Origin of the sequence: Pseudomonas sp. RA_15y_Pfl2_54, assembly GCF_963971015.1 — a bacterium.
Taxonomy (GTDB): domain Bacteria; phylum Pseudomonadota; class Gammaproteobacteria; order Pseudomonadales; family Pseudomonadaceae; genus Aquipseudomonas; species Aquipseudomonas baetica_A.
Window position 1 is genome coordinate 14595 of record NZ_CAXAPN010000031.1, and the last position, 26209, is coordinate 40803.

Annotated in this window: 28 protein-coding genes and 1 pseudogene; 2 read left to right on the forward strand and 27 right to left on the reverse strand. The window is 56.6% G+C overall.

Annotation, left to right across the window (positions count from 1 at the left end; all coding sequences use genetic code 11):
- Positions 1 to 94: 94 nt before the first annotated feature.
- Positions 95 to 862 carry an AraC family transcriptional regulator gene (locus AACY50_RS20985; RefSeq protein WP_339433974.1) on the forward strand — a complete coding sequence of 256 codons (768 nt, stop codon included), beginning with the start codon at positions 95 to 97 and terminating at the stop codon, positions 860 to 862.
- A 62-nt stretch (positions 863 to 924) separates the two neighbouring features.
- On the opposite strand, the gene AACY50_RS20990 is transcribed toward AACY50_RS20985, so the two are convergent.
- Both AACY50_RS20990 and AACY50_RS20995 read right to left on the reverse strand, forming a co-directional pair.
- The gene (locus tag AACY50_RS20990) at positions 925 to 1365 is read right to left on the reverse strand and encodes a carboxymuconolactone decarboxylase family protein (protein WP_339433975.1); all 441 of its coding nucleotides are present in this window, start codon (positions 1363 to 1365) and stop codon (positions 925 to 927) included.
- A 133-nt stretch (positions 1366 to 1498) separates the two neighbouring features.
- Positions 1499 to 3067 (reverse strand): sensor domain-containing diguanylate cyclase, encoded by a 1569-nt coding sequence (locus tag AACY50_RS20995; RefSeq protein ID WP_339433976.1) that lies wholly within the window; start codon positions 3065 to 3067, stop codon positions 1499 to 1501.
- Between the two features lie 377 nt (positions 3068 to 3444).
- Here AACY50_RS20995 and AACY50_RS21000 point away from each other — a divergent pair, with 377 nt between their 5' ends.
- Positions 3445 to 4704, forward strand: coding sequence for an IS256 family transposase (locus AACY50_RS21000; protein ID WP_339539079.1), 1260 nt, complete (start codon positions 3445 to 3447; stop codon positions 4702 to 4704).
- A gap of 81 nt (positions 4705 to 4785) precedes the next feature.
- Here AACY50_RS21000 and AACY50_RS21005 read toward each other — a convergent pair whose 3' ends face one another.
- The 25 genes and pseudogenes from AACY50_RS21005 to AACY50_RS21125 form a co-directional block, all read right to left on the reverse strand.
- The gene (locus AACY50_RS21005) at positions 4786 to 5580 is read right to left on the reverse strand and encodes a DUF6694 family lipoprotein (RefSeq protein WP_339433977.1); all 795 of its coding nucleotides are present in this window, start codon (positions 5578 to 5580) and stop codon (positions 4786 to 4788) included.
- A 619-nt stretch (positions 5581 to 6199) separates the two neighbouring features.
- Positions 6200 to 6706, reverse strand: a complete 507-nt coding sequence (locus AACY50_RS21010) for a lysis system i-spanin subunit Rz (protein ID WP_339539080.1) — start codon at positions 6704 to 6706, stop codon at positions 6200 to 6202.
- The gene (locus AACY50_RS21015; protein WP_339539081.1) at positions 6706 to 7128 is read right to left on the reverse strand and encodes a cell wall hydrolase; all 423 of its coding nucleotides are present in this window, start codon (positions 7126 to 7128) and stop codon (positions 6706 to 6708) included. Before AACY50_RS21015 ends, AACY50_RS21010 begins: the two co-directional genes overlap by 1 nt.
- Before the next feature lie 148 nt (positions 7129 to 7276).
- A complete protein-coding gene (locus AACY50_RS21020; protein WP_339539082.1) occupies positions 7277 to 8389 on the reverse strand; it encodes an acyltransferase family protein in 1113 nt (370 codons plus the stop codon).
- A gap of 339 nt (positions 8390 to 8728) precedes the next feature.
- Positions 8729 to 8821 (reverse strand): annotated as a pseudogene (locus AACY50_RS21025) (cell wall hydrolase); the annotation flags it as partial.
- A 59-nt stretch (positions 8822 to 8880) separates the two neighbouring features.
- The gene (locus AACY50_RS21030; RefSeq protein ID WP_339539083.1) at positions 8881 to 9234 is read right to left on the reverse strand and encodes a hypothetical protein; all 354 of its coding nucleotides are present in this window, start codon (positions 9232 to 9234) and stop codon (positions 8881 to 8883) included.
- A gap of 9 nt (positions 9235 to 9243) precedes the next feature.
- The gene (locus AACY50_RS21035) at positions 9244 to 10527 is read right to left on the reverse strand and encodes a hypothetical protein (RefSeq protein WP_339539084.1); all 1284 of its coding nucleotides are present in this window, start codon (positions 10525 to 10527) and stop codon (positions 9244 to 9246) included.
- A gap of 24 nt (positions 10528 to 10551) precedes the next feature.
- The gene (locus tag AACY50_RS21040; RefSeq protein ID WP_339539085.1) at positions 10552 to 10968 is read right to left on the reverse strand and encodes a hypothetical protein; all 417 of its coding nucleotides are present in this window, start codon (positions 10966 to 10968) and stop codon (positions 10552 to 10554) included.
- 242 nt (positions 10969 to 11210) lie between these two features.
- Positions 11211 to 11519, reverse strand: a complete 309-nt coding sequence (locus tag AACY50_RS21045) for a hypothetical protein (RefSeq protein WP_339539086.1) — start codon at positions 11517 to 11519, stop codon at positions 11211 to 11213.
- A gap of 41 nt (positions 11520 to 11560) precedes the next feature.
- A complete protein-coding gene (locus tag AACY50_RS21050; protein WP_339539087.1) occupies positions 11561 to 14602 on the reverse strand; it encodes a phage tail protein in 3042 nt (1013 codons plus the stop codon).
- Positions 14599 to 14997, reverse strand: coding sequence for a DUF6950 family protein (locus tag AACY50_RS21055; protein WP_339539088.1), 399 nt, complete (start codon positions 14995 to 14997; stop codon positions 14599 to 14601). Before AACY50_RS21055 ends, AACY50_RS21050 begins: the two co-directional genes overlap by 4 nt.
- 2 nt (positions 14998 to 14999) lie before the next feature.
- A complete protein-coding gene (locus AACY50_RS21060) occupies positions 15000 to 15602 on the reverse strand; it encodes a hypothetical protein (RefSeq protein WP_339539089.1) in 603 nt (200 codons plus the stop codon).
- Entirely contained in the window at positions 15602 to 16186 is a 585-nt protein-coding gene (locus AACY50_RS21065) for a hypothetical protein (protein WP_339539090.1), read from the reverse strand. The genes AACY50_RS21060 and AACY50_RS21065 overlap by 1 nt, the downstream gene beginning before the upstream one ends.
- Before the next feature lie 18 nt (positions 16187 to 16204).
- On the reverse strand, positions 16205 to 20119 hold the full coding sequence (locus AACY50_RS21070) for a phage tail tape measure protein (protein ID WP_339539091.1): 3915 nt from the start codon (positions 20117 to 20119) through the stop codon (positions 16205 to 16207).
- Between the two features lie 62 nt (positions 20120 to 20181).
- Entirely contained in the window at positions 20182 to 20667 is a 486-nt protein-coding gene (locus tag AACY50_RS21075; protein WP_339539092.1) for a hypothetical protein, read from the reverse strand.
- Between the two features lie 104 nt (positions 20668 to 20771).
- On the reverse strand, positions 20772 to 20978 hold the full coding sequence (locus AACY50_RS21080) for a hypothetical protein (protein WP_339539093.1): 207 nt from the start codon (positions 20976 to 20978) through the stop codon (positions 20772 to 20774).
- A 47-nt stretch (positions 20979 to 21025) separates the two neighbouring features.
- Complete coding sequence (locus AACY50_RS21085) at positions 21026 to 21541, reverse strand: hypothetical protein (protein ID WP_339539094.1); 516 nt, start codon at positions 21539 to 21541, stop codon at positions 21026 to 21028.
- A 48-nt stretch (positions 21542 to 21589) separates the two neighbouring features.
- Positions 21590 to 22519: a phage tail tube protein gene (locus tag AACY50_RS21090; RefSeq protein ID WP_339504030.1), complete on the reverse strand. Its 930-nt coding sequence runs from the start codon at positions 22517 to 22519 to the stop codon at positions 21590 to 21592.
- 60 nt (positions 22520 to 22579) lie between these two features.
- Entirely contained in the window at positions 22580 to 22975 is a 396-nt protein-coding gene (locus AACY50_RS21095) for a phage tail terminator-like protein (RefSeq protein WP_339539095.1), read from the reverse strand.
- Positions 22972 to 23352: an HK97 gp10 family phage protein gene (locus AACY50_RS21100; RefSeq protein ID WP_339539096.1), complete on the reverse strand. Its 381-nt coding sequence runs from the start codon at positions 23350 to 23352 to the stop codon at positions 22972 to 22974. The genes AACY50_RS21095 and AACY50_RS21100 overlap by 4 nt, the downstream gene beginning before the upstream one ends.
- 2 nt (positions 23353 to 23354) lie before the next feature.
- On the reverse strand, positions 23355 to 23720 hold the full coding sequence (locus AACY50_RS21105; protein WP_339539097.1) for a glutamate 5-kinase: 366 nt from the start codon (positions 23718 to 23720) through the stop codon (positions 23355 to 23357).
- Between the two features lie 2 nt (positions 23721 to 23722).
- A complete protein-coding gene (locus AACY50_RS21110; protein WP_339539098.1) occupies positions 23723 to 24100 on the reverse strand; it encodes a hypothetical protein in 378 nt (125 codons plus the stop codon).
- A gap of 3 nt (positions 24101 to 24103) precedes the next feature.
- Positions 24104 to 24370, reverse strand: a complete 267-nt coding sequence (locus AACY50_RS21115) for a hypothetical protein (RefSeq protein WP_339539099.1) — start codon at positions 24368 to 24370, stop codon at positions 24104 to 24106.
- Between the two features lie 49 nt (positions 24371 to 24419).
- Positions 24420 to 25388, reverse strand: a complete 969-nt coding sequence (locus tag AACY50_RS21120; RefSeq protein ID WP_339539100.1) for a major capsid protein — start codon at positions 25386 to 25388, stop codon at positions 24420 to 24422.
- 9 nt (positions 25389 to 25397) lie between these two features.
- Positions 25398 to 26144, reverse strand: coding sequence for a DUF6651 domain-containing protein (locus AACY50_RS21125; protein ID WP_339539101.1), 747 nt, complete (start codon positions 26142 to 26144; stop codon positions 25398 to 25400).
- Positions 26145 to 26209 lie beyond the last annotated feature (65 nt).

A 26209-nucleotide genomic window follows, 5' to 3' on the forward strand; every position in this document is an offset into this window, starting at 1 on the left:
TTACTCCTCATACAAAAACTGCCGAGGAGTTTAGGGAGCAACGGATGACGTATTATCAAAACCCTGACAACTTATCGTTGATATCGGACAAACCATGGCCTGGCTCAATGCCCACACGAATTTTGACCCTGATCGCTATTGCGCGTCGGTCATCGGCATCGCCTCCAGCCTGGGCGGCGATCACGATTCCGGTCTACACCGCCATCAACGCGGGCAACTGCTTTACACCCGCCAGGGCTGCACCCGTATCACCCTGGCGCAGCAGTTGTGTTTGCTGCCACCGTCGCGGGCCGCCTGGATTCCGCCCGGTGTCGTCCATCGCGCGGTGATGCAACAGAGCGTGGATTACCGCTCCATCTACCTGACTCCCGAACTGTGCAGAGAATTACCGCAAGGGGTGTGCGTGATTGAAGTCAGCCCGCTGCTGCGTGCGGTGCTGGAGCCGATGGCATTGGCAGATTTCGACAGCGATTGGCAGCAAGGCAAATTCGTTCATCTATTGGGTCTGTGCGTGAGCGAGATTCGCGAGGCCGCACAACAACCCATGCTCTTGCCCTTGCCCCGGGACAAGCGCCTGACGGCACTGCTGGCGACACCGGAAAAACTGCCACCGGAACTGCAAATGCTGGAACGCCAGATCGGCGCCAGCAGTCGCACCATTGGCCGGATCTTCCAGCGCGAGACCGGTATGAGCTATCAGCAATGGCGCCAGCAGTGGCGTCTGATGCGTGCCATGGAGTTGCTCGCCACCGGGCGCAGTCTCGGTTATTGCGGTTTTGAACTGGGCTTCGCCAGCGACAGCGCCTTCATCGCGTTTTTCAAAGCCATGACCGGTAGCACGCCCGGCCAATGGCTCAAGTAAGCACCTGAAAATGCCTGGCGCCACGCTCAATGACCGCGCCCACAAGGCATAACGGGCAAGCCTCAGGCCTGCGGGGTTTTACGGAAACCCACCGCCAGACGGTTCCAACTGTTGATGGTGCTGATCGCGACGGTCAGGTCGACCATTTCCTTGGGCGAGAACTGCGCCGCGACGACTTCGTAATCTTCGTCCGGGGCGTGGGTCAGGCTCACTTGAGTCAGCGACTCAGTCCACAGCAGGGCGGCGCGTTCGCGGTCGCTGAAGAACGGCGCTTCACGCCATGCGGTCACGGCGAACAGGCGACGTGGAGTTTCACCCCCCTTGATCGCATCAGCGGTGTGCATGTCGATGCAGAACGCGCAGCCGTTGATTTGCGAAGCACGCAGTTTGACCAGTTCAACCAAAGGCTTTTCCAGCGGCAGCTTGGACACGGCCGTTTCCAGGGCAATCATCGCTTTCAGGGCGTCGGGGGAAGCAGTGTAGAAATCGGTACGAGCTTTCATGGTGGGTTTCCGGGGCGAGTGAATGTGTGACTACGTTAGCCCCGGCGCGTGGTTCGACAAATAGCCAATATTCCAGAAGAACAGGAGGCCACTCAGACGTCAGATGACAACCTACAGCAAGCAGGTGATCGGCTTAGCGGTCGGAGCGCATCAGTTCTGCAACAGCGCCATCCATCGACAGCACGGCCGCACGATTGCGCCCGGCATTTTTCGCCTGATACAACGCCGCGTCCGCTTGCTGAATAAACACTTCAGGGTCGTCATTGCCACTTGGAATGAAGGCGTAACAGCCCAGGCTCACGGTGAGGTATTCGGTCGGTGATCCGCTGTGGATGATGTGTTTGTCGATCACGCTGCGACGAATCTGCCCGGCAATCGCCAATGCACCGTTGATATCGGTGTCCGGTAACAGCACCGCGAACTCTTCACCGCCGTAGCGCACCGCCAGATCGGTCTTGCGCTGACAGCAAGCCTTGAGCACTTGGGCGACTTGTGTCAGGCAATGGTCACCCGCGACATGACCATAGGCATCGTTGTAGCGTTTGAAGAAATCGATATCGAGCATGATCAGGCTTAATGGGCTGCTCTGCCGGGCCCCTCGGGCGAATTCGATCTCCAGCGAGCGCTCGAACAGGCGCCGATTGGCCAGCCCGGTAAGGCTGTCGTGGGTCGCGATCTGCTCCAGCGCCTGTTGCGCCTTGCGCAGGTTTTTCTCGATCCGCTCACCGTCGCGCACCTGGTGGATGAACACCCAGCCGAAAAGACCGACGCCGAGCATTACCAGCGCAATGATCACGCTGGACTGAAACGCCCGATCGTACCAACCCTTGAGAATCGTGTCGCGCGACGTCCCGGCGGCAACCACCAGCGGATACGACGCCAGTTGCCGGTAGCCGTACAAACGCTCCACCCCATCGACCACCGAATTGATCATCGCAGTGCCAGACGGGGCTTGAGGCAGCAATGTCTGATAAATGCTGCCTTGCGCCAACGAAGAACCGATCAGGTTTTCGTCAAACGGTCGACGTGCGAGCAAAGTGCCGTCAGTCAGGCCGAGAAACATGATGCCTTTGTCGTCGAGGCTGAAGCTTTCGAAGAACCGGTCGAAGTACGACATCTTGATCCCGGTCATCAACACACCCTGAAAATGACCGGCCCGATCGTTGACCCGTTTGGAGATCGGGATGATCCACTCACCGTTCTCACGACTGCGAATCGCCCGACCGATGTGCGCCTTCCTCGAGGCATTCTGTTGATGAAAGCGGAAATATTCACGGTCGGCGACGTCCTTGCCAATGGGCAAGTCAGGGTACGAGGTAATCACCCACTGCCCCTTGCTGTCGAACAGGAACATGCCATGCAACTGCTCTAGTTGCTGCACTCGCCGAGCGAACGTTTTCTGCAACCGTGGTTTTTGCGCAGCGCCGTAACCATCGTCCTCGATCCAGTCAACCAGACTGGTCAGCACCAGATCCGCCGCCAGGAACGTGTCCTCGGCCTGCTGCGCCATCGCCCGTGTCAGGTTACTCGACGCCACCTGCGCCACTGCCAGGTCCTGACGCCGCGACTGCTCCAGTTGCAGATACAACAATCCGGACAGGCACAAACACACTGCCACGATAAACAGCACCGCAGCTTTGCGTAACGGCAAGCGCTTGAGCGTGCCGGGGACATGATGCGGGTCGTGAACGGGGATAGGCAAAAGCGTGTCCTGGACAGGTACGACAGGGGCACTAAGCCCGAAATCCTTGTGTTTTGTGAGCGTAGTTCACGGGTATGCACGGGGCAAACACCCCGCTCCCGCCCAGTTGTATCGGCGCACAGTGGATTTGGATGATCGCCGTTCGAATATTTATTAACGAGTTTTTATAGCTGCAACGGTAATGTTCACCAGCCTTGCGGCTAATAGCGCCACGTTGTCAAATGAGCTTTTGGAAGAGTGCCAGCGCGCAAAAGACCTCAGGTAAGAGCACCTGAAGCGTTATGCGGATCAATAGACAGAAAAAACCCGCCGTAGCAGGTTTATGGAGACTGTCAGAAATTTTGTGTTCGGGCATAACATGTTGAAAAGGAGCATGTATGCCGACCAAAAAGAAACCGGCCTCGGAGGTCAAACCCCAGTTTCCTTCGATCCCGAAAGAGCTGATTGATCAGTTCGTTAAAGGCCCAATGAGCGCCGAAGCGATTCAGGATGCGTCGATGGCGTTCAAAAAGGCGCTTATCGAGCGAGCCCTTGGCGCGGAGCTGGGTCAACACCTTGGCTACCCTCAGGGCGCGGAGCGCCCTGAGGGGGCGAGTAATCAGCGCAACGGCTCGAGTGGCAAGACCATACTGACCGACGATGGCCCGCTTCGTCTGGACATTCCCAGGGATCGCGATGGCAGTTTCTCTCCAATCCTGATCCCCAAACATGAGCGTCGTTTTACCGGCTTCGACGACAAGATCATTGCCATGTACGCCCGTGGCATGACCGTCCGCGAGATTCGGGCGTTCCTCTCGGAGCAGTACGGGACTGACGTTTCCCATGATTTCATCAGCTCGGTCACCGACGCGGTGCTGGAGGAAGTTGCTGCGTGGCAGCAACGCCCACTTGAGCCGATGTATCCGGTGATTTTCTTCGATACTCTGCGGGTCAAAATCCGTGAGGAAGGACTGGTTCGCAACAAGGCAATCTACCTGGCTTTAGGTGTATTACCGGACGGCACTCGAGATATCTTAGGGATCTGGATCGAAAACACTGAGGGAGCCAAGTTCTGGATGAAGGTTTTTAACGACCTTAAAACCCGTGGCGTCGAGGATGTATTGATCGCTGTAACTGATGGCCTTAAAGGCATGCCAGAAGCCTTGAACGCGGTGTTTCCGACGACGACCTTGCAAACCTGCATCGTGCACCTGATTCGTAACAGCCTTGATTACGCCGCCTGGGACAAGCGTCGCGAGTTGGCCAAAGCCCTGAAACCGGTTTATCAGGCACTGAATGTCGAAGCGGCCGAGCACGCTCTTAACGCATTTGAAGCTGGGCCTTGGGGCAAACAATACCCCACCGTCGTAGCCGCTTGGAGACGCGCCTGGGATCGAGTCATCCCGTTTTTCGTCTTCCCGCCAGCCATCCGAAAAGTGATCTACACCACCAATGCCATCGAGAGCATCAATTCTCAGTTGCGCAAGATCATCAAGACAAGAGGCCACTTCCCGACTGACGATGCAGCGACGAAGCTGATCTGGCTGGCACTGCAAAATATCACTGCCAATTGGGGCAGCGCGGCGCACGACTGGAAGACAGCAATGAATCAGTTTGCGATTCTTTATGGAGATCGATTTACCAGGTTGAACTGGTGAAAAAAGGGCTTGCCTTACGGCAGGCCGTTACCGGCCCGCACACAAAAAATCTGACACTCCCGGTTTATGCAAGTCAGGCTATCAAGCGGCGCCATACTGATTTTGCAGGGCATCCAGTCGCGCCTGCTCACTCTCACTCAAACCGCTGGCATCAAAAAGCGCCTTGCCATCCGGGCCATCAAGCCGGTAAACCTCAACGGTGAAAATGGCTCCGGCCGGCGCTTCAATCTTGCCCCACTTGCCGAACTTGTTGGGCAAGAGTTGCCAGGTCGCGCCTTCACCAGACTCCAAGCCACCGCTGATTTCATAATTGAACGCGTCGACAAACCATGGAACGGCTCGTTCAGGACTGACAATGGAGCCCTTGAAGTACGCGCGTGAAATTGGATGCGAAGTGCCATTCTGCACCGTCAACTCGATAACCGGCTGAGCAATCTTCGAGTACTTGTCAGCCTGCTGCTCCAGAAGTCTGGATCTCGATACAGCGAACTTCGCCAGCTCGCTTTTTGCAATCTCGGCAGAAGCAGCCTTGGACTTCAGCTCCTTGATTTCCAGCAACGCCTGCTCTTTTTTCTTCTGCTCGGTCGCTGCGCGAATAGTCGTCGCCATCGCATTCACGTCAGCAGCCGTCTTTCCGTCAAGACTTAAACTGTTGTTCTGCTGTACCCCGACCAGCGATGTATTTCCGAGACTCAAATTGCTCAAGGCAATCAGCATCAGGTCTGCCGTAAACTGTTTCTTCTCGTCAGGAGACAGATTTTCAGCAACTTTTTTAGACGACTCCTGCAAGGATCCTTCGGTGGTTGCGTCCAGTTTTGGATCACCACAACCGGCAAGTAATGCCGCGAACAGCCCGATCAAAAACATCCGTTTCATCTTTTTTCTCCTTCTGATAACAAAGCGAATCCGGGTAAAGAGCGAGGTGATCGAACCGTCGCTTCTTTCGATGCGGTACCCATACTGCCGAATAGAGTGATGATACCGCTTATACATGGATAGAACAGATATTGCCCGGGATGCCCCCACCGCGCCTACAGCGCTGCTCGTTGCTGAACGCGCGCCTGCAGTTGCCGCCCCCCCCTATTAGAAGCTGCATGCTTACACCTCTTGAACAGTCATGCTGAAGCGAAAGAAGTAGAACGAGATTTCTTCTTCCTCAACACCCCTCAACTCGAGTCTGATTCTGTCGAGACCATCGTCAAAAATGGAGATATCACACAAATATCACGCGCATGAAAAAGGCCAATGCTGTGAACATTGGCCTAAGTCATTGAATCATATGGTCGGGACGGAGTGATTCGAACACTCGACCCCTAGCACCCCATGCTTGCAGGAGTGCTAAAAAGCTATACGAAACAGTCCTTTGGAACGGCGCCCACTGCAATCGATGCCTAACCGTGACTAGCCGTATTTCACGAATCCCCGCAAAAGTCCCTACAGGCTTTCGACCAGAGAGTCCTTGTCACCCGGCGTCCTGCCGAACGAACACCAATCCCTATTTACTAAGCTCCCGGACATACGCCTGACAAGCCTGCAGCGCGATCAGTCCCCGGTCACCTTCGTCGGTGATGGCGACAATTCGTTGAGCATGCGCTGGGTCAAGTCGGGCTCGTACGGCTGCATGATCCACGCCGCCGGCGCTGGAGGTGGATGGCACGTCGCAGCCTTTGGCAGCGTCGGTTGCGTCGATGAGGACTGACAGGCGCACATCAGCAGTGGCAAGGCGACCGCGCAGGCGATCCTGGTTCTTTTGAGCATCGCTCAGTTCCTTGTAGTGGGTTTGCTCACTGGTTGACAGCCGTTGCTCGAGCACGAGGCGCTTGTCCTGCTCGACCTGCTGGGCGGTGGCGGCGGCCTGGGTCAGTTGATTGAGGGTTTCGGTGTGTTGCCGGGCCTGCTCTGCCAACTGCTTCCCGTAGCGCCAGTCCTGAAACTGCCAGGCGCTACCAAAGCCGGCGAGAACCAGCGCGAGCAGGCCGATCAACTTCCACGGGAAGACCATCACGGCACGTCCTTGAAGAAGACGTGACCGCCCAACTTGAGCGTCTGCTTGGCCTTCGCCGCCCATGCCGGCGCCCTGATGCTGGTCGCATAGTAGTGCGTGGCGCCGCCAGTTGGATCTGGTACCGCCCCGTCGATCACCTGGTCAGCAGCGATGCGTGCCTGCGCCAGCTCGCGGAACGGGATCTGCTTCGCGCCGGACAGGTACGGGGAGTTCGGGTCGGTCTTGTTCCAGCAACTGAACTGGTACTTGGCCTGGCACACGCCGGCGTAGCCTTCCCCCCACCACGAACGGTCCTTGCCGTCGTTCACTCGATTGCGGATGGTCCAGGCCACGGCGATCTGGCCAACTAGGGATTCGCCACGTGCCTCCCCCCATAGCGTGCGCGCGAGGACATCGCGATCTTTTTCAGTTACAGTCATGAATGTCTCCAGACACAAAAACGCCGACTTGTGTGCCGGCGCTCGGGAGGATCTGCAGCAAATGCTGCGCGGTGATGGGAATGGTTTTATCCAGGCGAAAAAAACCCACCGAAGCGGGTCATTATTCTTACTTATGAATCAAAGCAGACTAGCTATTAACCGCCTTTATATTACTTTCAGGCAAAAAGCTTTTTCTGCTTCTCTTAAACCTCAAGGCCGGCTTTTCAATATAACGCCATGACAGCCACGCCAAAAACAATGTAAATATGCTCGCAGAAATTGCTAGCTGCCACCCATTAATTTGTTTGTTAGTAATTTGCACCAGAGACTGCTGTACCGGAAAAGCGAAAAGATACGTACCATACGACACGTCACCAACTCGTCGGAGCAGACTATCCAATACTGGCCGGCTGTACGCAAAATAGAAAACCAAGTAAGGTAGCCCAAGATAGAGAAAGAAATTGAGATATCCTGTCATTGATCCGCAGGCAAGGAAGAATACTGAGATAACGGCTAGCCACCCGCTATGCTTGATTCTCTCTCTATATGCCCAAAAGGTAGAACCAATCAGAAAAAACAATCCATACTTTAGAACGGGAAGGATGCTAGTAGTCCCAAAGAAAGCCCTGTCGACAAAAGCGCCAGTCAATCCATTCCAGATCTGAAAGGCTGCGATAGGAACGATGAGAGAGGCCGCCAAAACAAACGACTTTCTAACTGGAAAGACAATCAAAGCAAGAGCGCAGTAACAAAAAAATTCAATTGGGATAGTCCAGAGCGAGCCGTTGACCCCGCCCGATATTGGAAGATCCTTGAACAACCCAGGAAGATAAAAGCTTGTTTGATACGGTATGGAGTTCAGCAAATACTCATACACGGAAGAACTAGAAAAGTAATCAAGGCGCGGTATCTTTGTAAAGATCGGCCCGACAACAAATACAGTAAACAACGAAACTCCAATTAGGGCTGGGACAATTCGAAGTATTCGAGCCCTAAAAAAATCAAAAATAGAATTCCTTTCAAGCGAACCAGAAACTAAAAATCCGCTCAAAACGAAAAACACCATAACTGCAACTCTTCCTGGATCATATCCCATAAAAAACATAAACCACAAATCAGAAGGCTTACCAGAAAGTGCAAAACTATGCGCCCATAACACAGCAAGAGCGGAAACCATCCTAATCAAATCAAAGTTATTACCACCATTCCTTGACATACTTCCAATAGTCGGTGCATTCCTTATGCTGTGCCACATATTCATACCTAGCTACGCTTTTTATTAAAAAATAAATATTAACATGCACGGCCTAGCATCACTATCAAAAAGCATCGACTAATGAAATGTGGTCAACCATTCCTCTAGGTTGGCCGTAGAAAACCATTGGCCTATGGCGGCTCGGCGGGCCACAGAGGGCCAGCGACACTGAGGTCAACAGTCTTCAGGGCTAGATAATAGGCTTGCCAAGCTCGGGCATTAACCGTCTGGTCATCTATCGCATCGACCAGTTGAAATGATACTAGGATTGGCGTCATCACAATCGAGTAGCCAGCGAGCTGCTTGTCCATGTGCACCCTTTCAGCCAGTTCGAATCTTCGCCTAGGCCACGGCGATCTGGCCGGCAGTCCCTTCGCCGCGAGCCTCTCCCCACAGTGAGTGTGCAAGGATGTCGCGGTCTTTTTCGGTTACAGGCATCACTTTTCTCCAAGCAAAAAACACCCGCTCGATAGCGGCCGACAGGTGTAGTTGTTTGGTTACGACGGACGAACTGGACGATGAGCGATGTCTGGGAATGATTCGGCGCCTTCCTTCCAGTTACTAACCTGACCTCGATATTTCAGCCACTGCTTGCGAGTGCCAGGGATCAAGTCGGGCGGAGCTTCGCCAGCCTCGTACTCCTCTATCGCTTCGAGCTGACGAGAAATCACCATAAGTTCTGAACCGCGCCATTCAGCCTCTACTGTTACGTTTTGGAGGTTAATCTGCTGCTGTTCAAGAAAGTCAATGAGCCATTGCGGCACTTGCTCATAAAGAGTTTCATCTTCGGTCAGCTCCATGTCGCCGGCTACGGCTCTAAACTGACCGTTTTCTTTTATTGCATATGGCATAAGCTCACCCTACCTTTCAAAAAGATAACCAAAGGAGCGAGCCTGAAATACCCCATTAGCTGCTCCATCTTGACGCCACTGGAATGTCTGAGAGCTGCTCAAGGGCACATCACACGCATAAGTCGAAGTAGCGACAACCACTATTGTGTGATTGGCGGAAGACACTGGATTTTGAAAATCAGGATTGCCAATCCTCACCGTAGTATCTGACGCCTGATTAATTAATATTGCTGTCAGGTGAGTTGCCGATACAGGAACAACGGTAAGGCAGTTAACCGACTGGGCAACAATCACTGCGGCTGAAACAACAGTAAAAGGAAGCGTGCCAGAGCTTTCTCCGTAAGCCATCCTTCCATCAGAGTGAGAGAATTTAGCCAGCGTATTGGCTGCCATCGAAAGAACTGAGCCAATGTAACGACGAGTTGTATCACCTGTTTTACTTCGCGCCCTTCCTGAATAAATCACTGGCGCAGCTGTCACGACCTCAATCGCAGGAGTACCTGCATTGTCATAGAGGTAGACGTGGTACATCGTGCTGGCAGTGAGCACCAGGCCGGAAACAATAATTGCAGAGGGTGACAAAAGATTCTTTGCGCTGGATTGGATGTAAGCGGCCCCACTGGAAACAGAGATCGAATTAGGGCTGACATAGGACAGTCGCAATCCATCAATGTACCCACGGCCCACGCCCAAGCTGGCAGCGGAGCCTGCTGATGCAGCGGCATTCGCCTCCGATATGGCGGCGGCCACCTTAGAGTCCAGCGCCTCCGCGGCCGAAGTCGCCGCATTCGCCCCCGATATTGCGGCTGAATTCTTGGACGCCAGAGCCGCCGAGGCCGAATCCGCCGAATGCGTTTCGGACAAGGCCGCTGCATTCTTTGAAGCAAGTGCAGCGCTAGCCGAGCTTCCGGCATTCGCCTCTGAAATTTCGACGGAATCTTTCGACGCAAGTGCTGATGCAGCTGAGCTTGCGGCCTCGAGAACACTTTCTTCCAGGCCATCCAGCGCGTCACCGACCTGCAAGGAAGCTGCGCGAAGCGCGTCGGCCGTATCCTTGTTGTAGCCCTGCATGGGGGCCAGAGCGTAAGCTCCCGCCGTATTGGTGGCGCCTCGGTAGTTCGGAGCGATCGACATCGCCGTGTCGCTGGCGATGTTGGCGACCTCGTACCAGTCGCCGTCCGGTCCTTGAAAGGCGTCCCCTACCCGGCCATTGGCAATGAATGCGGTTCCCGTGCCGATCACGGCATTGGAATTTTGGACGACAGAAACCGTCCCGGACTTGTACCAGGTCATCAGGTATCTCCAAAGAAATTAGGTTCAGGCCAACAGTTTGGCGCAGAGGAAAGGCCGGTGGCCCTGATCAGTCCAAGCCGTGAAGGCAAGGCTGTACATCATTATGCGGCCGTTTGCGTAATCGACCCCAAGAGCGCAGCCGCCACCAGTGCCGTCGTTGTGACAATTCATCGTGAACGGGTTTAGAGAGACGTACTCCCCTGTCCCGAGGCTTTTATTGATCCCCCAGATATACCGACGCCCGACGCTCAACTGCTCAGTTCCGAGGTAAGTCCAGTTGCCGGCGGCGTATGTCACAACAACCGCTGGAGCCCCGCTGTCATAAACCAGATCGCCGGCTGGGCCCCATAGACGCATTCCGTAAGAAGACGTTCCCATTGATGCCCAGGCAGCCACGAAATACTGACCGCTAAGGGTTTCATTGATCTTAGAGGCGTTCATGGCGAAGCCGGTCCAGTTACCTGGGCCGCCGGTGAACCAGACAGATATCGGCACCTGAATCGCACCGCCCTGAGTAGGTCTAATGAAAACAATGGGAGGGTCTTGGCTTGTCACTGAACGGGAAAACGTCGCAGATGCGGTAGCTACGCCTGAATATATACCCTTGGTTAGAAGGCATAGCCTTGGCGCTTCGGAGTCGATCTGGACAAATGAATTGTCGTTGATGCTTTGAAATCCATATGTCACGTCGAGTACCTGATTGCGTATCCCTTCGCGATAATCCTCGACTCAGTCGTGCCGCCAGGGGATGAAGGGTTTTTGGGGAGAACAACCACTTGACCTGAAAATGTCGATACATACGGGTACGACTTGCTGTTCCCCAGCCCGTCCGTTTCAGACGCCTGCACGTCCTGCAGTCTCGTCGGGATGATCATGAACACGCAGTTCGCCGGGTTGAAGCCGGGAATGTTCAGCGTGTAGCTGGGCACTGATCCACTGAAATCGATCACGCCCTGCCACAACACCTGATACGTGAAGCTGTTGGTGTCCATCCCTAGATTCCCGTTCTCGTCCCAGACTCTTGCTCCATAAGTCATGCGTCGAGATCTCCCAGTTGCACCCGTTTGATGCCATTCTGATCGAACACCTTGATTGCGCGATTGGTCATTGTAAGTCGGCCTCCGCCGGGTGCAGGCCCGTTGAACTCAAGGTTGCCGGCTTTATCCAGTCTCCAGCCAAGCGTGCCGGGGATATAGTTATCCGATTGCAGGTACTGGCCGATCTTCAGCATCGTGATGCTGCCGTCTTGGATGAACGCCGAGTTCATGAACACTTGGCCGCCCTGTACAGCGAACGGCACTGCGATAGCCCCACCGGCGATGGTGTTCACGATGGCGAAGCGATCAGCGCTTACAAGGAACTGGCTCTGCAGTCCGGCACCAGTATTCTCGATCCCAAGACCGATGCCGGCCGCAACGTACTTTCCATCCTGCGTCACCTGCATCTTCACCGACCACATAGTCGAAAGTTTACCGCTGGTATCGGCGTAGGCCGTGGCCGTCTCCTGAATGGCTGACGTGTTATCACCAACCGTAGCGGTCAACTGGGTGAATTTCTGCGCCGTCGCAGACTCGTTTGTGGCGACCGTCTGTTCCAGCTCGGTCAGGTTTGCAGTGTTCTCACCAACGTCAGCATCAAGCGTTGTTACCCTCTGAGTCAGTGCACTGTTCTGCGTTGCCCGGACCTTCACCTCTTCGGCAAAGCTGGTCGTAGCATTCCAGCCGCGCAGGGCATCTTGAGCGTCACCCTCTCCGTCATCATCGCGGAAAGCAGCGCGTAGCGAGTTGAACGCAGTGGCTTCCGCGGTTACTACACCGTCAAGCTCTGTGATATCGGCAGTGTTCTTGTCGACTTTTTGAGCCAAGCCATTTGCCGTCTCGATTGACTGGCCGATATCCAGCCAGAACAGCTGGTCGGGCGGCGGCGTATTGACTGGCACCACAGACTTGGCCTGGAATATCCGACCATCCCGCACAACCATCTGGTCCTTTTGGTAAACCTCATCGGCCTTATATCCGGTCAAGCCGTCCAGTGCGTCGATCTGATCCTGTAGGCCTGGGATCTTGTCGATCTCGCTAGCAAGATCTTGACCCAGTTCTGTCTTCGTAATCTTTCCGGCCAGGGCTGCCAAATAGGCAGAAACATCGTTAGAGGTCTGGGCCGGCACGAACAGGAACGAGCTTTTCCCATAAGCATTCGATGATCGGATGAAGTAGTAATAGTTCGTCCAGAACCCTAAGCCGTTGTGCGTAAACGTCAGGCCTTGCCCAAGATACTCAGCATCAGCAGACGTTGCCGTTGGGGAGGTGCTGAAGAAATACTCATAGGTGCCGCCATTCAAACCGTTTTGCGAGTTGCTTGGAATAAGCACGATGCTGTCGATCGACGACTGCACCACGCAGCTTTCTGGAATGGGCGGCCCGTTGATGCTTACGGTGATTGTCGCCTCGCCTGAGCGGGCCATTGGCCCGACAGCGGCAACGCTCATTGTGTAATTGCCGGACGGCAGGCCGCTGATTGCGATCTCCGTCGATGTCGCTGGCACGTTGTGCGATTGAATTGCGCTCGCCCCCTGGCGAACGATGACGATGTATTCCTTCACAATTCCCGTCGGCGGAAGCCACGATAGAACGCCCTGAGTTACCTCGGCCGTAGTGTCCTGCGTCCACATAACTAAGCTCGGCGTACCAAGGCCACCGGCCGGCAGATTGATAAAGCCGATCGGGTTGTATGGCTGGCCCACGGCATCATCGAAGATCGCCGCCTCGTACTGCTTTACCTGGACAGTACAGCCCTCGCTGTCGCCCATCGACCAGTCCGAGACGATAAACTCGCCCAGAATATTCAGCGACGGCAGGTTGACCCGCACGACACGTCCTGGCCGGCAGTTGTAGCCGGCGAAGTTCATCGGAATGCTGATTGCTCCGCCAGCGCGGCGCCGACGCAACTCCATGTTCGCCAGACGCTGCGCCTGATACGGGTCGGTGACGTAGGAGTAGGTCAGCGTTTCCGCTGCCTCGCCACCGTCCTCAATGATCCACTGGGCGACACTGACCTCTGGATAGTCGGTTTCAGTCCACGACTGGGACGGGTCAATGAACGTGCCACGAACCGTGTTGATCGCCGAGTCATTGCTGGGCTCAGTGCTGCCGGTGACGGTGCCGATCACCATGTCCTCGGTGATCTCGAAGTCGTATGGGCCGTAGTAGGCGCCGGCCTGGAACATCCAGCGGCCACCGACTCGGATCAGGTGGCCACCAGCAGCGGCTTCGAGCTTCTGCAGGACGCCGGTTCGCTGTTCGTCTGCGCCGATCACGCAACCGCTCCGATAGCGCTGGCTTGTCGATCCGTCCGCATTGGTCAGCGCTTCGTCGCACACGTTTGCTGCACTGGCGAACGTTTCAAACACGATTTCATCGTCCGGCACACCGCAGCGCGCGCGAAGAAACCAAAGCAGGTGCAGTGCGGTATTGCCGCTGTACACGGTAGTTCCGGTGCGTGGATCGTAGATGTCGTTCCGTCCACGCACCACGAAACGGGTATCCGGGATACCTGACGGGAATTTCTCAGCGCTGTACTGGAGCGAAACCCGAACGAATGATAGACCGCGCCCGATTTGGCTGTCCTTCCAGTCTGGGCAGTTGGCCTTCAGGAAGGCGTTTACCTGCGTCGGATTGACCACCAGCTCATAGGTCGCTTGAGCGCCATAGCTGCCGATCTCTTCCTCGCCAAGGTAGATGTTCTCAAGCGCCGAAATTGGTCCTTCGCACAAAACATAGACCAAGTGCAGCCACTCGCCCTCTCCTTGCGCACCGGCCTGCTCCTGGGCCCATACCAGCACGCCGCCGGTGGAAACGCGGCCGAGGATGAAGCGAACCGGCGCCTTCGAAGATCGCACGGTCTGAGCCGACGGCTCGTTGTCGCGCAGCGGCGACTTGGTATTGAGCTTTTCCTGCTGCTCTGATGCATAGAAGGCCAGTGCGGCACCAGCCACAGCGCCCCAAGGCCCGCCCTGGGCAAAACCAACAACCGCACCTACTACAACCGAGGCAAGTTTTCTGACGCCGCCGCTCATTCAATCCTCCACACGGCCAATGGCTCGCATACGACACGGGCTGCGCCGTCGTCGGTTGTTGCCCAGTAATCGCCAGCCCAGAAAACAGCCATGCTTCGGCCGCCTGGCGCTTCATACATCACGACATCGCCGCGCTGAATGAAGGCCAGCGGTACGCGGGCGAAGTTGACATCCCACGCCGCCTCAAGGCTGCCGTGCTGCTTTTTCAATTGCCGCTTGGCGCCTGTTTCCGTGGTGTACTTGCCTCGATAGTTCTCGGCAGGATCGACACCACAAATCGCCGCTGTACAATCGGCAGCGAACAGGCAGCAGTCAAATTCACCCCATGAAAAAGGCCGCTCTTGGGCGGCCTTGATCACGTCGTTCAGTCGGGTTGTCCAGTCTCGGTAGCGCATGGCTAACTTCCATAGGTGAATGTCGGTGCGTCCTTCTTCGAGCCCCAGTAAATGGGCCACTCGGACATCTGAGCGATGGCGTAGAAGAACCGGTCGCCGTCATGGCGCGCGCGGTGGTTTTCGTCGGTAAAGCGCTCGGTGCCGGTGCGACTCCACTCGGCCATCCGGTCAACCACGGGCACAGTGATGCTGTTGCCCTCCTCCCCGTTTCCGGCGAATGAGAACTTGGCTGCATCCATGCGACCGGAAAACAGAATGTCCGCTGCGTAGTTGCCAGCCTCGTCGAAAACGATAAACAACACTTTGGCCATTCGGCCGCGACAGCCGCGCACGTTGGTCTCTGACAAGATGTAGGCATCCAGACCGTTGAGCGTCAGCTCTACCGACATCGGCGAACCTGAGTTGTCGCTCTCCTGCGACTGACTGACCTGGCCGAAATTGCCAACGCCTTGATAGGTGATGCCATCGACCACCAGATCACCGGTACCGGTGTGCGCGAAGACCATGCCGTCGACGAAGTCGAGCTGCACGGCGTAGACAGGCATGAAGCGGCCAGTTGCGATGATGTTCACCACGCTTTGGCTGAATGGGAATGCTGATGGCATCAGAAAGCCTCCCTGAATTGGTAGGAGCCGTTTGAAACAACCGGCTTTACGGAGATGGCCCAGGTGTCCGAAGTCATCCGCATTTCAGAGTACGGGTTTAGGTACTCAACGGCGGCACCGGCCGTGAGCGCCTTGCGGATTCGCTTATTGAGCAGTACCGTCACCCGACCCTGCGCGTTGGCTGATGCAGGGTCAGTAACCTCGAACATCTCGCCTGCGACGGTGATGTAGTCGCCAGCGCTGAATGCTGCGGCGTTTGGAGTTGCGCCAGCGATCAGCATGCTCCTCGCCTGAGCGTTGCCAGTGACAACTGTCAGCGATCCGATGCTGTTCGTCCGTTGCCGGGTGAATGCCGGTAGATTGCATGTTCCGAACATCCCATCAAGGCGACCAAGAAACGCAGACAGTTCGCGTTCTTGATCTCTGGTAAGCACGCCGTAGGTCAGCGTGCATTGCCAGTAGGCGCCTGGGTATCCAACGATTTGCTGGGCATTTGAGAGTGTCGAAGTGAACGCTCGGTTGTTGTTGACGATGCCCCACGTCATTTCAGACGGGCGCAGCGAAGCCGGCCACGTTAGAGCCATGTGATACTCCTTAAAGGCTTAGCGCCGCGCGATCAGTTGGCGAATAGTTCCGTTCATTTTCAGGTCGCGCACGACCATCTCGTAGCCGCCCTTTGCTCCCTGCATAGCGGCCTCCCTGACCATGTTTATGGTTGCTTCGTCGGGGGTGCCTTGAAAGCTAAAGTGTTGTTCAATGACAACGCCGGAGCCTGATCCGGTAGAGCCTGAAGCCGTGCTTGAATCCTTGGTATTCGATGCTGACCCTACAAATCCGCCGTCAGCATATCCTTTGCTGGATGCGTTCATGCGCTCGAGGAATTCACGGGTACCAGGCTGCGATACCACGTCCTTGCGGACTACAAACTCTCCACCATGGACCACACCTTTAGGTTCGTACCTGCCGCCATCGCCGGTGTATCCGCCGTCGGAGAAGCCGAACTTAGAGGTGTACCCCGCAGCAGACGCGCCGAGGCTCGACGAAGTTGCAGCAGACGATCCGGCAGCGAAGCCATTGCTTGCCGCCGTAGACGCCCCCGCACCAGCGAAACCGCTGAACAGCGTGCTGAAGATTCCCACTGCCGCCTGCCGCACCTGGATGCGGATCAGATCAGCAATGATGCCGTCAGCCAGATCCTTGAACGACAGCTTCCCGGTCTTCACGAAATTTACGATCGAGTCCTCCATGTTGCTGAAGGCGTTGGTGAATAGCGATTTGCTTTGGCCGGCCACATCAGCAGACTGCTCGGCGTAGTTCTGAAATGCCGACCTTGCACCGTTCGACCAGTCAGCCTGGGCCTTATCCACCTTGGCCCAGCCATCCACCATGATTGCGACCTGCTGCGGGAACAACTCCTCGGTGATATTGATCTGGTCCTGCAGATCCTTGCGCTGCTGGTCGGTTGATGCTCTGGCAAGCTTGGTGCGCAGATCGAGGATTCGGTCGTTGTGATCGCTCTCCAGCTTCAGTCGCTCCGAGGCTCTTTGTGCCTCCTCGGTACCCTGCCCAATAGCAGCGGCTGCTTGGTTGGCGGCATCCTGCTGGTTTTGAAGTTGCTTCTGGATCTGTAGCCGATATTGCTCGGCCTGGGTCAGTTCTCCAGTTTTGGCGATGACAGCGGCGTAATCCTTTGATGCCTGCCCCATCGCGACACCGTATTGCTCCTGCGTGATCTTCCCCTTCGAAAGGGCAAGCTGAAGCTTCTCCTGTGCTTCGGTAAGATCTCGAACAGCCTGCGCCGCTGGGTCTGCCTTTTTGTAGAGGGCATCGAAAGCGCTCAATGCGGCGCTAAGCTCTCCTTTTCCGCTAGGGCCTTTTGGTGTCTTGTTTGGCTTAGTGCCGGCAATGATTTGAGCCGCCTTCTCTTCGGCCAATTGCTGAGGTGTTTTGCGCTGAGTAACAGGCGCGGCCGGTGCAGTGCCGCCATTGGTCAGCAGGCCGTAACCGCTAAGGCTCTGCTGTGCAGTCGGCTTTGTAACCAGCGCTGCGTAAGAGGCTGCAGCGACCTTCTCTATGGCTGTGATCTGACGCTTAGAGCTGTCCTCTGCAGATTTCGCCGCCTCTGTGTCAGCCTTCTTCTTGGCTTCTGCAAGATCCTCAGCGGCCTGCATAGCGGTGTAGTTCGCCACCAGCAGAACCTTCAGGCGCTCCTGCTCGACTTTGTTGTTTTCCCTCACCGCGTCCTGATACTTATTCAGAAGATCGGTCTGGCTTGCGATGGCTTTGGCCTGAGCCTGCTGCGACTCGCTGGCGCCCATTTTTACTGCGGTGTACGCCGCCTCAGCCGCTGCGTTTGCGCCAACCAGGTCGCGGGTCTTGGTAAGTTGGGCGATGTACTTGTCCCACGCCTGAGCGCTGGCTCCATTGGCCTTGCTGGTGGCGTCTTGCGATGCCGCCAGCTTGCCATTATTGGCTGAAACGTCCTGAGTGAGCTTGTTGACAGATTGCAGGCGCTCGGCATAACCATCGGCCGATTGGATATTGGTGTCGTAGCTTGCTGCGATCCCTTCCAGAGATGACTTGAATCCACCTGACAAGCCTTGCGTCGATTGCAGCCAAGCGGTCACATCGTCAAGGGTTTTCTGTCCTGACTTCACTTGCGCAATCATGCTAGAAAGCGTTGCGAGGTCGGACACTCGCGCCGAGCCGACGGAGGTGATCGAGTTCTCGGCAATATTTGCGTATTTGCTGGCAGCGGCCGAAGCATCATCCAATGCTGCCTGCTGCGCCTCAGCCCACTTCGATGCCTGATTGCGCCGCTGTGCTGCTGTCAGGCTGTCGAACTTCTTGACCGTCTCGTCAATCGTTATGTTTTGATCAATCAGCGACTGTGTGCCGGTATCGGCAGAGCTGCTGAAATAGATGTAAGCAGCGGCAGCGGCGGAAAGGCCCAGCGTTACCAGTCCGAGCGGGCCACCAATGGCCGCCATGGAGGCGCCGCGAACTGCCGCGCCCCGAGACTCGGCAGTATTGAGCGCGTTCTGCGCGGCAGCTTGTGCACCAAGGATTGCCGCGCCCTCAGTGCGCGCAGCATTGAGGGCAACGGTCTGCTGCCCGACGACTGCGCCGGTAGTCAGCTCAGCTTGTCGAGCAGCAGCAAGGCGGGCCTCGGCGGCCGTGAGCTGCGAGGTAATTGCTGCCTCAGCAGTGCGGATCTCGGCGAGACGGGTGTGCGACGCGGCTAAGCCGGTATTGTTGATTTGCGACTTCTGGCGCTGAATCTCAAGGTTTCGGTCAGCAACAAGCTGAGCAGACACAGCCTTCAGCTGTTTAAGGCTGGCCAGCTCTGTTTGGGCTGTTGCCATGGCTTCGTTGCGGGCGTAGATGGCCCGAGCCAGGCCCGCCTCAGTCGAAGCCACGACCACGCTTTGCATGGCGACAGCCTCGGCAGCAGAGGCTACTTCCGCCCGGCGGGATGCAATGATCTGCTGATTAGCCGCTGCGGTATCGGCCAGACGGGCCTTGGCAGCCAGCGCCAGAGAGGTGACGAGGCCGACCCCAACCTTTGTAGCGTAGGCGCCAGTGATCGCCATAAGCGCATCAGCATTTGTGACGACCGCCTTTAGGCCGTCACCACCGACAGCAACGACATTTCCGAGGCCAGTCGCGATGGTCTGGATTCCGCTGATAACCTCGGGCTTTGCCAGCGAGTTTGCCAGCTCATCGACAGAACTGATCAGCGGGTTAATATCGATCTGACCAACAGCAGCCAAAAAGTTGTTTTTCAGAGCTGTCGATGCCTGCTCGAACCGGCGCGGCATGCGATCAAGCTCCGAGTTCAGCGAAGTCAGAGACCTGAGAAGCGCATTGGTAACAACCTCAGCGGTGATCTTGCCGTCGGCAGCCATCTGGCGAATCTGGCCGTTAGTTACGCCCAGGTATTCGGCCAGCGCACGGGTGATGCGCGGCCCCTGCTCCATGACAGAGTTCAGCTCCTCGCCGCGAAGCGTGCCAGAGGCAAGGCCTTGGGACAGCTGAATCGCAGCGTTGGATGCCTCCTGCATGGTTGCGCCGGAGATCACGAAAGCTTTGTTGATTGCATCGGTCACGCCAAGCAACTGCTCGGTGGTGTAGCCGGCGCCTTTGGTGGCGTTCGCAAGACGGGTATACAGCGAAACCGTCGACTCGATCGAGCTGCCGGTGTTGTTCGCCATCGTCAGCAGCTTTTGGAATGAATCGCTCGCTACCGAAGTCGACGAACTTACTAGGGCCAAGGAGCCCTGCATGGATTTGAAAGCATCGGTCAGGCGGATGATTTCGCTCACAACCCTTCCGGCTCCAAGAGCAGCAAAAGCAGCACCGGCAGCGCGAGCCGCCGATCCAGCTCCAGACATGGAGTTGGCAGCCTGATCACCAACCACAACAAGATTGTTCAGGGTAATACGAAGCTGTTCACCATTACGCTGCGCCTGCCGCGAATCGATGATGATATCCAGGCGACTGGACTGCTGGGTCATGGCTTTTCTCCGGGCAATAAAAAACCGCCCGGAGGCGGTTGAATTTGTGCTTGTGGCGATATCTAGTTCAGCTTCATATCTACGCCAAGGCCACTCGGCCGCTTGCTGCCACTGAGCATCATGCTAAGCGCGAATCCTTGAATATCTCTATTATTTACGGTTACCGATGACAGGAATGGTTTTGAGCTCGAGGGCTTTATGAATGAGCACAGAACGGAACTACGCTGAATTCCACTACGGGCGTTTGCCGTGTAGTTAACCTCTGTGAAAATCTCAGAGACGCCATCGCCGCCTTCATACAAGCTAGACAAATAACGCTTTGTTGCGTCCCCGATCTTGCCATCTGCGGCCTCGCTATATCGATCAAGAGCCTGAAGATGCGATAGCTTTCCTTCGCTAACCTCAACTTTGTTGATTTTTACAGAGGATGGATCGATTGCAACACCATGCAGAATATCAGTACAAACGCTTTTCATTTTTGACTCATCGCTGCACCCAGAAAGCATGGCAACTGACAAGACGGCCATTATCGGGAATACCCTAGTCATTAATTTGCCTCCCTGTTTGATGGCAGCAATCTACCACCATCAGAGGGAGCAGCTAAAGCAGCCTGTACGACTACTTTGCAGTTCCAGGCGATACAAGGCCGCTTCTATTTTGCACCGTCCTGTTGCTTTGCCCATCTTTTGCGGAAATCGTCATCAAGGGCGAATATCACTGCATCAAACTCTTCGCGGGAATATCGCTCACCGTAGGCTGCCAGGTAATCACTCAAATCCCGAACAGAGAGAGGTGCCGGTACACCGTTCATGCCGACATACTGCCGGCCCCGACTGATCACGTAATAGGCTTCCAGCATATCGGTGGTTGGACCGTCCAGCTCTGGCGGCTCAGGAATGTAAACCCTCAGCTTTTCGTGGACTTCTCTTTTGCGCTCGTTTTCCGGGCCCGCCCACTCGGCTGCCCAGCGGTAGGCGGCAAGGGCTTTTCCACTGTGTCGGCCACCTGCTCCTTGTGACGCAAGGCAATGTCGTTGGCAGCATTCAGGGCGAGGAAGTAAACCTCTGGCATCTGCTCGATCAAAACAACGCCGCGCTCCGGGGTGTATGGCGCTGGTGCGTCTGGATCTTCCGCCTCTGCAACACCTTCCCAGTCGAGGATCAGGTGCTTGCATGCCAGCTCAACGAAAAGAATGTCCGGGTCTGGAATTTCAACCGATGACTTCTTGAGGATGTCGAACTCTTCAGTACCCACGCCCATCTGGCGCGAGGCAAATTCAAGGTGCCGCTGAATCTGGCGGTAGTCGCTGGTGTAGCCCGGGCGAGCGGACGATCCGACCTGCAAGCGAAGGCCTGGTGCCGGCTCGATCCAGCGCGTCGACACGACATCCAGCGGATCTTTCTTCTTCAAAATAAAGGTCATTCTGTGCCCCAGCAACGAGGCCCTTTCGGGCCTCTGCATGATTATCAGTTAAGGCGTAACAGCCGGTACGCGAGTGATCGTAGGCGGGATGCGGCGGGCCGAAACAGCCAGCTCAACCTCGATGATGTCGGTCGCGCCGCCATCCGGCCAACTGCCGACCGCTTCCATTTCTGGAAGCAGCACCGTGTAGGCGCCATCCTCGTTCTCGAGCGTGAAGCTCATTGCCACCGATTCGCCGGTACGCTGCTTGCGGTACAGGGCGTAGGAAGCGGCAGACCATGCCACGGTAACGCTGCCGGAGGCGCTGAAGGTTGTCGGGATGATGCTGCCGGCGAAGGCGTCGCCAGATCCCAAGCAGCGCTGGGTCTGGACTGCGTTGTCGAAGGTCAGCGACATTGCACTGATGCAGGTGCCGTTAGCTGCCGAAGCGGCTACGCCATCCAGCGTCAGGGCGGTGAAGTTCTTGAAGTTGAAGCGCGGGCCGCTTGGCTCAGCAGTTGCCGCACTGAAGAAGCTGGTGCCGTCGGCCTTGTCTTCCCAGTCGGTCGCCGAGAACGTGGTGTCAATGGTGACATCGTTGTCGGTGCCGAAGGTGAAGGCCATCGAGGCGACTTGCGCGCCGCGAGCAACAGAAGCAACGGTCACGTCGCTGGCGTAGGAGGCAATCGAGTAGCTGATGCGTTGATTGCCCATGGTTAGCGAGTCAGCCGTCCAGCGAGCACCGAAGCACGACTCCAGGAAGTCATCGACCGCGCCGCCATAGCGCCACTTCATGCCGATCGCGCCGGCGACATCAACCGTGGTCGGCGTGGTGCCCTGGCTCATTCGAGTCGAGCCAATTTCATTGTTTTCTGCGGTGTTCTGGGTTGGGCCGATACCGAACGAGGTACGGATCAGCTCTTTCCAGCCAGTCGCGGGCGTGACGCCCTGGGTTACTTCTTCAACATAGGCCGTGGCGACCTTTGCTCCTGACGACATGGGTATGTCTCCTATCAATAGGCGTAAAAAAACCGCTTGGGAGCGGCTGGGTTTTCGGGGCTAATACGCCCTGTAGGGGATTTGCACGTTGATCTGATACCAACCGTTACCGTCATCGCCAAGGGTTGCTGCCGAGGCCGCGAAACAGTCGAAACCGCTCTCGCTAAAGAACTCGAAGTGCTGCACCAGCGTGTCAGCTGCACGGGTGATTGCCAGCGTGCCTTTGTAGCTCGGCACGAACAGCTGAATGATCACGACCCCAGTGCGCTGTACGCATGGCGATAGGCCGACTTCTGGCGTAGAGGACAGGCCCGGCACGTTGGCCAGCCTTGCCCAAATCGGCTTCCCGGACGGGTCGAATATCGCGTTGTTCGGGAAGTCGACGCTCGCCGCCGGGATTCCCGTCCACTGCGTCATGCGCGTGGTGACGATCTTGCGGATCTGCTCGAAGGTCATTGGTTGGCCCTCGCTACGCTGTTGAATGCTGCGCCGAACATGCCTACTGGCGCCTGTTTCGAGTGGCCATCTTCAAGGCGCTCGATGTAGGGCAGGTTGTTCTGCAAGTACACAACCGTGTACGGCTCAAGCCCGCTGAGGCGCGATGCACCCTCCATGATCGTGGCCCCGCCCGACTTATCGTAGCTATCCAGCACCTGATAAACCGGCGACCCAATACTCACGATGGTATTTGCCCTTGCGCGCCCGGTATCAACCGGCATTCGCATGGTCACCTCGTTGAGCAACTGAATCGCGATCGTCCTGATCTTCTTCGATAGGTCTTGCTCAACAGCGCCCATAAACAGGCTCGGCGGGATGCTCCAGCCTCTTGCCATGATCAAGCCCTCCGCAGGTGAAGCTGGTACGTTGCGCCAGTTGGGTCGGGAAGAACCAGGTGGACGAGGAAGTTCTCAGTGCCGGAGCTGATGGCGTGACCTACGTCCGGCACGGCGTCTATCTCGTTGCTGAGGATGACGCACTTCGCATCACCCATCTTGATGTTGATCCCGTCGATGCGCTCGACCTTGAAGCCGGTGATAACGCCCCGACCTGCGTAGGTGATCGTTTCAGCCGTGGTTTCTTCGGTTACCGGGTCAAAGACGCCGGGGCCGTTGTAGCTGCCGACGATCTGGCTCACTGCATCTTCCAGCTTTCCGTCAAACGCCTTGGACAGTTTGGTCTGAAGTTTGTCCTTCATGCCCATGCTCAGCCCCTCACCATCGGAATGGAGTTGGTGCCAGTGACCCATGGATAGATCAGCGCCATGGCGAAGCTCTCCCCGGAAGACAGCGCGGCAGAGCCCTGAACGTAGGTTTCGCTGACAGAGACGCCGCCCCCAGCCGATACCGTCTCGCTGATGGTCTCGCGCTCGACGGCCTTGTACAGCGAGCCCGTCGAGGCGATCTTTGCAACCTGGGCGCCGGCCTGCTTGATCTCGGCCGGTACTTCGGCGGGAACAGGACGCTTAATCTTGCTGGTCAGCCAGGCATTGGCCTGCATCACAGACATAACCGGATCACCGGTGCCCGCCCAGTCCGACCCCAGCAATGCGTCAACGTCTGCAACAGTGATGAAGTCGGTCATGGGTTATTCCTGATCGGCCTTGTCGAGCAATTCGGCGAGGACTGGCTTGTTGGCCGAAGCATCGAAGTCGATACCTTTCGCGGTCAGAGCAGCCTTGATCTGATCGACGTTCAGACCTTTCGATGGGCGCTCGACCTTCGCCATTGGCTCTGGATGCTCGTAGTCATCCGGCGCGAACCGGGCGTCGATGATCTTGTAGCCTTTCTGGCGCAGTTCAGCCTTGCGCTCAGCGGTGACCGGGTGCTTCTCGTAAACGACTTTCTCGTCCATGGTGGACTCCTGGTAGGTGGATCAGGCGACCCGAAGGCCGCCGTCTCGATTACTGAGCGGCGTCGCCGATGGTGAGAACGCCAGCCGAGGCCTTGATGCTGTTCGCAACCAGATCCCAGTTGGTGCCCGTGGCCAGCTCGGCACTGGTCGGCGACTTGCCGCCGTTGGCCGTATCCCAGGTGTAGCCCTTGAGACCCATGCCGAAGGTGTAGTCGGCCTGCATGGTGGTCTCGATGCGCTCCTTGCCGTTGGAGGTCTCGATGTTGGTGATCAGGTCGGAACCATCCATCACCATCGCAGCCCCGTCAGCCAGGCTCAGCACCTTCTGCTTGTTCGGGGTGCCGGCCTCGTACAGGGCTGCGGCGTCGGTGATGATCACCGCTTTGCCCAGGATGTCGACAACCTGCACGCCGCTGAAGGTGAACAGCTTCTCGGCGTTGACCAGGTTTTTGCCGATCAGCTTGTGGTACATGGCGCCGGTCATTACCTGGGCAATGAGACGCTGCGAGGCATCACCGAACAGCGCATGGGCGTTGTTGATGGCGATGTAGTCCACGCCGGTAGTGGCCGACACGTCATTGGTGGCGGATGGCTGGTTGCCGATGGCTGCGACCAGGGCAGCGATGGCGGTGTTCAACTGGTCCGACATGATGGCTTCGGACAGGTTGCGGCTGATCACTTCCAGGGCTTCTTCAGGGTTTTTCTGAACCCACGACAGCTGCGAAGGCTCCCACAGGATCGGTCCGAAGCCGCCCGCGATCTTCACCGAGTCGTATTGCTTCTGGGTCAGCGGGGTTGCAGCCTGCGCGCCGTTGGCGGCATAGCGGTCAACACGACGCTGAGCGCCATGCAGGCCAGCCCAGAACGACTCTTGCAGGAAGTCGCCGTCGATACCTTGAGTGGTTAGGCGGATGGAGCCAGCGGAGGCGGTGTTGAACTTCTCAACGTCCTGCGCCAGGGTTTCGATGGTGATGCTCTTCAGGTACTCGTTGAATACCTTCATGTTCGATAGGGACATGGTTACTCCTTAAATATTTGCGGTCTTGGCCTTTATGGCCGCTACGCGATCTTGTTTGCTGCCGCCAAAGTTGCCCTTGGCGCCGGAATTGCCGCCGCCACTGCCCTGAGCGCCGCCGCCATTGGCATCGGAACTCTTCAGGATGTGGTCGCGGTGCGGGTACTGCGAGACGAGGGTTTCAAGCGACTCGTTGAAGTCGGCCAGCTCTCCCGGGCGGGAGCGACTGAAAATCTTTTGGCCTTGAGCGTCATAGGCGACGACCTTGCCTTCTTCGATTTTGAAATTGCTGCCGAAAGTGGCCTGAACCATGTCAGCCGGAACTGCCATCTTCTCGGCGATGAACTGCGAGCGGGCGAAGCTGCCACCGATTTTCTCGGCGTACAGTTGCTGCTCGAAGCCGCTTGCCTTGGCCGTCAGTTCGTCCAGTTGTAGCTGGTAAGCCTTGCTGATCTCACCCTTCACCTTCTCGATCTCACCGGCATCCACCAGCGTTTTAGCGTCGAGATTTGCCACGGTGGCCAGGGCTTTCTTGGCCGCTGCCGGGTCGTCGATACCCTCGAAGGCCTTCACGGTCTTCTCGGCGGTCTCGGCCCGCTGGCGGTTATCCTTGGCTTCAGCGTTCAGGCGAGTGATGGTGCTGCGAGTACCAGGGGCATCAAATGCCACCTCCTTGCCGTCGTCTTCGACATAAACCGGCTTGTCGTCCTGGATTTCAGCGTATTGCTTGCCATTCACTTCAACTGTTTTCAGCTTCATTTCGTCTCTCTAGGCCATCCGGCCAGTTGTCGGGCCATCCGGCCCAGTGCGCCCCGCTCATCCGA